Annotated in this window: 6 protein-coding genes and 1 pseudogene; 2 read left to right on the top strand and 5 right to left on the bottom strand. The window is 71.6% G+C overall.

Annotation, left to right across the window (positions count from 1 at the left end; all coding sequences use genetic code 11):
• Positions 1 to 288: 288 nt before the first annotated feature.
• Positions 289 to 834 carry a TIGR00730 family Rossman fold protein gene (locus tag ABGB16_RS27275; protein ID WP_347670944.1) on the bottom strand — a complete coding sequence of 182 codons (546 nt, stop codon included), beginning with the start codon at positions 832 to 834 and terminating at the stop codon, positions 289 to 291.
• A gap of 4 nt (positions 835 to 838) precedes the next feature.
• Positions 839 to 1,690, bottom strand: a complete 852-nt coding sequence (locus ABGB16_RS27270) for a TIGR00730 family Rossman fold protein (protein WP_347670943.1) — start codon at positions 1,688 to 1,690, stop codon at positions 839 to 841.
• Between the two features lie 164 nt (positions 1,691 to 1,854).
• On the opposite strand from ABGB16_RS27270, the gene ABGB16_RS27265 reads away from it, so the two are divergent.
• Positions 1,855 to 2,022 carry a hypothetical protein gene (locus ABGB16_RS27265; protein ID WP_347670942.1) on the top strand — a complete coding sequence of 56 codons (168 nt, stop codon included), beginning with the start codon at positions 1,855 to 1,857 and terminating at the stop codon, positions 2,020 to 2,022.
• Positions 2,023 to 2,148: 126 nt separating this feature from the next.
• On the opposite strand, the gene dapE is transcribed toward ABGB16_RS27265, so the two are convergent.
• Together dapE and ABGB16_RS27255 are read right to left on the bottom strand one after the other, a co-directional pair.
• Positions 2,149 to 3,222, bottom strand: a complete 1,074-nt coding sequence (gene dapE / locus ABGB16_RS27260) for a succinyl-diaminopimelate desuccinylase (protein WP_347670941.1) — start codon at positions 3,220 to 3,222, stop codon at positions 2,149 to 2,151.
• Positions 3,223 to 3,277: 55 nt separating this feature from the next.
• Positions 3,278 to 4,357, bottom strand: coding sequence for a transposase (locus tag ABGB16_RS27255; RefSeq protein ID WP_347670940.1), 1,080 nt, complete (start codon positions 4,355 to 4,357; stop codon positions 3,278 to 3,280).
• 98 nt (positions 4,358 to 4,455) lie between these two features.
• Here ABGB16_RS27255 and dapD point away from each other — a divergent pair, with 98 nt between their 5' ends.
• Complete coding sequence (gene dapD / locus ABGB16_RS27250; protein ID WP_347670939.1) at positions 4,456 to 5,412, top strand: 2,3,4,5-tetrahydropyridine-2,6-dicarboxylate N-succinyltransferase; 957 nt, start codon at positions 4,456 to 4,458, stop codon at positions 5,410 to 5,412.
• Between the two features lie 394 nt (positions 5,413 to 5,806).
• On the opposite strand, the pseudogene ABGB16_RS27245 reads toward dapD, so the two are convergent.
• Positions 5,807 to 5,899: pseudogene (locus tag ABGB16_RS27245) on the bottom strand (DUF397 domain-containing protein); the annotation flags it as partial.
• Between the last annotated feature and the right edge of the window lie 101 nt (positions 5,900 to 6,000).

Raw genomic sequence — 6,000 nt, 5'->3', positions numbered from 1 at the left:
CCACCCTCGCCCGGCCCGGCCCGCCCGACCGGCCCGACCCGGCCCAGTCCGGTGATCAGGGGGTTAGCGGTACGCAGGGAGATCAATCCCGCCGCCAAGTCCATGATCACCGCGGACGGAAGCGGGAAGGATCGGTCTGGCCCGGTGTCGTGCCGCCCGTGGGGGCGCACCCCCGTGGGGGCGCCGCCCAGGGGGTGGTGATCAAGAGAGTTGCGTCAGATCGGAGATCGACTCCGACGCAACTCTCTTGATCACCGAGGCGAGCCCAGGGTGGGCTGGGCGGGGCCGTCAGGTCAGGTGGGCTTCCAGGGCCTCCAGGGCCGCCGGGATCGTGTCGACGACCATGAGCAGGCCCAGGCCGGCCGGCTTGAGGAAGTTGCGGTCGGCCAACGTGGCGAGCCAGTCCAGCAGGGGGCGGTAGAAGCCGTCGGCGTCGACCAGCACCATCGGCTTCGCGTGCAGGGCCAGGGTGGCGGTGGTCCACACCTCGAACAGCTCGTCGAGCGTGCCGAGCCCGCCGGGCAGCGTGAGGAACGCGTCCGACTTCTCGATCATCAGCGTCTTGCGGTCGGCCATGTCGGCGGTGACCAGCAGCTCGTCCGAGGCGAGGTCGGCGACCTCCAGGTCGACCAGCGCCTGCGGGATCACCCCGAGGGTGGGGCCGCCGGCCGAGCGCGCGCCGTCCGCCACCGCGCCCATCATCCCGACGCAGCCGCCCCCGCTGACCAGCGTGTGGCCGCGGCGGGCGATCTCCGCGCCCGCCTCGGCCGCGAGGTCCAGCCAGCGCTGGTCGAGGGTACGGGAGGACGCGCAGAACACGCAGATCGCCGCCACCGGCTCAGCCCTCCCCGGCCTGCTCGGCGGCGGCCCGCTGGTCCGCCCCGGTACGCGCGACGGCCTCCTCGCGGACCGCCTCCTGCTCGGCGGAGAGCGCCGCCTCGGCCTCCACGATGTGCCGCACCGCCGCGTCGACGTCGTCGGTGAGGCGGATCAGCTCCAGGTCGATCGGCCCGATCTTCCCGTCGGCGGCCATCGTGTCGCGCAGCCAGTCCAGCAGGCCGCGCCAGTAGTCGACGCCCATCAGCACCACCGGGAACCGGGTGACCTTGCCGGTCTGCACCAGGGTCAGCGCCTCGAACAGCTCGTCCATGGTGCCGAAGCCGCCGGGCAGCACGACGAACGCCTGGGCGTACTTGACGAACATCGTCTTGCGGGCGAAGAAGTAGCGGAAGTCGATGGCCACGTCGACCCAGTCGTTGAGGCCCTGCTCGAACGGCAGCTCGATGCCCAGCCCCACCGAGAGCCCGCCGGCCTCGTTGGCGCCGCGGTTCGCCGCCTCCATCACGCCTGGCCCGCCACCGGTGATCACCGCGTATCCGGCGCGGGCCAGCGCCGCGCCCAACTGCTCGGCGAGCCGGCACTCGGGACTGTCGGGAGTGCTCCGGGCCGAGCCGAAGACGCTGACCGCGGGTGGCAGGTCGGCCAGGGTGTCGAACCCCTCCACGAACTCCGACAGGATGCGCAACGCCCGCCAGGAGTCCCTGGTCTTCCAGTCGCCGCGCCCCCGGGAGTCCAGCAGCCGCTGGTCGGCCGTGCTGCTCGGGATGGCCTTGCGGCGCAGCGTGACGGAACCCCGGTGCCGCGTCCGGCCGGGATCGCGGCCCGGCGCCTGACCGTTGCTGTCGCTCATGGGAACCAACCGTAGTGGAGGCCGCCCGTCGGGCCGGGCGCCGCCGCGACCCGGCGGGCCGACGAAATTTTCCGGCGGCGCAGGCAACTAATTCGGTCGCACGGGCGTCTTAGTATTCACATACCGGGTATGCCCCGGCGCGTGCCTTCGGGGGAGGAGCAAGCGTGATCAACAACAGCGAGATGGTCCGGATCCGGCGCCAGATGCAGCGGCGGATCCGCGACGTGGTGGCCGAGCGCCGCCGCGCCCGGCAGTTGGAGGCCGAGATCCACGGCCACACCGGCGACCCGTCCGACACCCGCACCGAGTCGTCCCTGACCCCCACCGCCTGACGCCTCCCACCCGTGGGAGCCTGACGGCCCACGACCCGTAGCAGCCGCAGGCCCGCGTCACCGGCAGCCGGTGACGCGGGCCTTCCGCTTTCGGAGGGCGGGGGCCTCGACGCGTACGCCGACGGCTCAGGCGGGGGCGAGCCAGCGGTGCAGGGTGGCGGCCCCGTCGCGGATCTTGCTGATCTCGACGTGCTCGTCCGGGTGGTGGGCCAGGTTGGGGTCGCCCGGGCCGAAGTTCAGGGCAGGGATGCCCATCGCGGCGAACCGGGCCACGTCCGTCCAGCCCAGCTTGCCGATCGGCGCGGCGCCGACCGCCGCCAGGAACTCCCGCGCCGGGGCCGCCTCCAGCCCGGGCGCCGCCCCGGCCGCCATGTCCGTCACCGTCACCTCGAAGCCGGCGAAGACCTCCCGCAGGTGCGCCTCGGCCTCGGCCGGGCTCCGGTCCGGCGCGAACCGGTAGTTCACCTCGATCTCGCACCGGTCCGGCACCACGTTGCCCGCGACGCCGCCGTGGATCCGGACCGCGTTCATGCCCTCGCGGTACTCGCAGCCGTCGATGGTGACCCGGCGCGCCTCGTACGCCGTCAGGCGGCGCAGCACCTCACCGGCGGCGTGGATCGCGTTCACCCCGTGCCAGGAGCGCGCCGAGTGGGCGCGTACGCCCGTGGTGGTCACCATGGCCCGCATGGTGCCCTGGCAGCCGGCCTCCACGATCCCGTACGTCGGCTCCAGCAGCACCGCGAAGTCGGCCTGGAGCCACTCCGGGTACGCCTCGGCGACCAGGAACAGACCGTTGTACCTGGACTCGATCTCCTCGGCCTCGTAGAAGAAGTACGTCACGTCGTACTTCGGCTCGGGCAGGGTCACCGCCAGGTGCAGCGCGTACGCCACCCCGGACTTCATGTCGGAGGTGCCGCAGCCGTACATCAGGTCCCCGCGCATCGTCGACGGGAAGTTGTTGTTCAGCGGGACGGTGTCCAGGTGCCCGGCCAGCACCACCCGCGAGGCCCGCCCCAGGTCGGTACGCGCCATGACGGTGTTGCCGTGCCGGTAGGTGGTCAGGTGCGGCATCCCGCGCAGCACCTCCTCCACGCAGTCGGCGATCGCCTTCTCGTTGAGGGAGACGGACTCGATGTCGACCAGCGCGCGGGTCAGTGCCACCGGATCGGCCAGGACCTCGGGGGTCAGCGGGTTCTCCATGATTCGCACGGTACCGTCAGGAACGGTGAGGGCGAGGATTGACAGCCTCCCCCGCCTAGAGGCGGGGGATTCCCACCCTCGCGGGTGGGGGTTCCTGGTTCACGGCAGACCGCACGGAAGGAGGTTCCCCGTGTCTGACGTCCGCTCCGCAGGCGTTTTGTGTCTCGACCAGCCCGGCCGCGACGGCGATGTTCTTGGCGGCGTTGACGTCCCGGTCATGCCGGGTGCCGCACCCCGGACACACCCAGTGGCGTGTGCCGAGGGAAAGGGTGGCGAGCAGATGCCCGCACGCCGAACACGTCTTACTCGATGGGTACCAGCGGTCCACGACGGCGAGGGTGCGGCCGCCGCGGTGCGCCTTGTAGGTGAGCAGGGTACGGAACTCGGCCCAGCCGGTGCGGGAGATGGATCTGGCCAGGGACCGGTTGCGGACCATGTTCGCCACCGCCAGATCCTCCACCGCGATGGCGTCGAACCGACGCACCAGGGCGGTGGACTGCTGGTGCAGGAAGTCCCGGCGGGCGTCGCGTACCCGCGAATGCGCCCGGGCGACCTTGCGCCGGGCGCTCAGGCCGAGATCCACACCCACCACCTCACCGGTGGGTTCAGGTGCGGCGGGTGTCTCCACGTCGACGGCGAAGGTGACGAACCAGCGGCCGTCCGGATCACGCGACACCGTCACCATCGTCGGATCCAGCGCCGTCACATCCACATCCGGCCACGACCACACGAACCGCAACACACCCGGTGTCTTCCCCAGCGACAGGTTTCCACCGCGCAGGCGGAACGCCGAGCGGGTGTAGGAGGCCGACTGGCGGCCGTGCCGGGACTTGTACCGCGGATACCGGGCGCGCTTCTGGAAGAAGGCGGTCATGGCGGTGTGCTGGTGGCGCAGGGTCTGCTGCAACGGTACCGACGACACCTCCCCCAGGAACGCCAGATCGGGCTGCTTCTTCATCTCCGTCAGCGCCCGATCCGTCTCCGCGTACGAGGTCGATCTGCCTCCGGCGTGGTAACGAGCGTGGCGGGCGGCGAGAGTGCGGTTCCACACCACCCGGATACAGCCGAACGTGCGGTTCAGCACGCTCACCTGCTCCGGGGTCGGATACGCCCGACACCTGTACGCCGTCCGCACAGGACCAGTATTACCAGACCAGAAAGGACAGTCATGGCTGACAACGCGCCCGCCGTTCCTCCCCACCCTGAAGGACGGGGCATCCTGGCGGTGATCCTGTGAAGACCGAATCCGCCTGGGGCATCGGCCTGGCGACCGTCACCGCCGACGATCAGGTGCTCGACACCTGGTACCCGACGGGGAAGCTCGGCCTCGGCGCGCTGCCGCTGGTGCCCGGTGAGGACCAGGCCGACGTGCTCGACCTGCCGGCCGGCGCGATCGGCGAGCGAGCGCTGCCCGGCCTGCGTACCGCGGTCGTGGTGACCGAGATCGGCTCGCTGGTCGACCCGATCAAGGACGCGACCGACGCGTACCTGCGGTTGCACCTGCTCTCCCACCGCCTGGTCCGGCCGAACGAGCTGAACCTCGACGGCATCTTCGGCAAGCTGGCGAACGTGGCCTGGACGTCGGCCGGGCCGTGCCCGCCGGAGCGGGTGGACGAGCTGCGCGTGATCGAGCGGGCGGCCGGCCGCCACCTGGCCGTGTACGGGGTCGACAAGTTCCCCCGGATGACCGACTACGTGGTCCCGTCCGGGGTGCGGATCGCGGACGCGGACCGGGTCCGGCTCGGCGCCCACCTGGCCGCCGGCACCACCGTCATGCACGAGGGCTTCGTCAACTTCAACGCCGGCACCCTCGGCACCTCGATGGTCGAGGGCCGGATCGTGCAGGGCGTGGTGGTCGGCGACGGCTCCGACATCGGCGGCGGCGCGTCGATCATGGGCACCCTGTCCGGCGGCGGCACCGAGCGGGTCAGCATCGGCCAGCGGAGCCTGATCGGCGCGAACGCCGGCGTCGGCATCTCGCTCGGCGACGACTGCGTGGTCGAGGCCGGCTGCTACATCACCGCCGCGTCCAAGATCAGCCTGCCGGACGGCCGGGTGGTCAAGGCCCGCGAGCTCTCCGGCGTGGACGGCCTGACGTTCTGGCGCAACTCCGTCACCGGCGCCCTGGAGGCCCGCCCGCGCACCGGCCAGGGCATCGAACTGAACGCCGCCCTGCACGCCAACGACTGACCCGCCCTGCGGCGGGCCCGTCGGCCGGTTCCCGGGCGACGGGGTCCGGGCGACGGGGTCCGGGCCGACGGGGTCCGGGCCGACGGGGTCCGGGCCGACGGGGTCCGGGCCGACGGTACGTCTGTCGGCCGACTGTGGAGCTGCCCCGTTCATGCGTCCGCGCCCGCTCAACCCGCCGCTCGCGGCCGCGTCCGCCGGTCGCGTCGCCCGCCCCGCCTGTGCGGGCAGCTCCAAAGGCGCCCCGAGCTTGTCACGGCCACGGGCAGGCTGCGCTCCGATTCTTGGTACGAAATGGCCCCCAGAGGGGCGGCTTGATACCAAGATTCACGGCGGCATGCTCCACCCGGATACGACAGAAGCCCTCAGCATCTCGCTGAGGGCTTCTTCGTTCGCCTCAGGACTGCTTCGCGAACTTCACGAACGAGCGCCAGGTCTGCGGGTCGAAGGTGAGCACCGGACCAGCCGGGTCCTTGCTGTCACGAACACCGTGACCGGCAAGGTGGGTCAGTGCGGAGTGGCGGAGCTGGTGCGGCGTGTACCCGACGCCGTGCGGGTCGTGGAGCATGGACGCCCGCTTGAACAGGTACT

The sequence above is a fragment of the Micromonospora sp. B11E3 genome, from assembly GCF_039871625.1.
Classification (GTDB): domain Bacteria; phylum Actinomycetota; class Actinomycetes; order Mycobacteriales; family Micromonosporaceae; genus Micromonospora.
Note: the sequence above shows the minus strand (reverse complement) of the source record. Positions and strands in the feature narration are given on the sequence as shown.

What these genes read in the sequence shown, in the direction of transcription:
- ABGB16_RS27270 (WP_347670943.1), bottom strand. Translation starts at nt 1,690, where the DNA reads ATGAGCGACAGCAACGGTCAGGCGCCGGGCCGCGATCCCGGCCGGACG.
- dapE (WP_347670941.1), bottom strand. Translation starts at nt 3,222, where the DNA reads ATGGAGAACCCGCTGACCCCCGAGGTCCTGGCCGATCCGGTGGCACTG.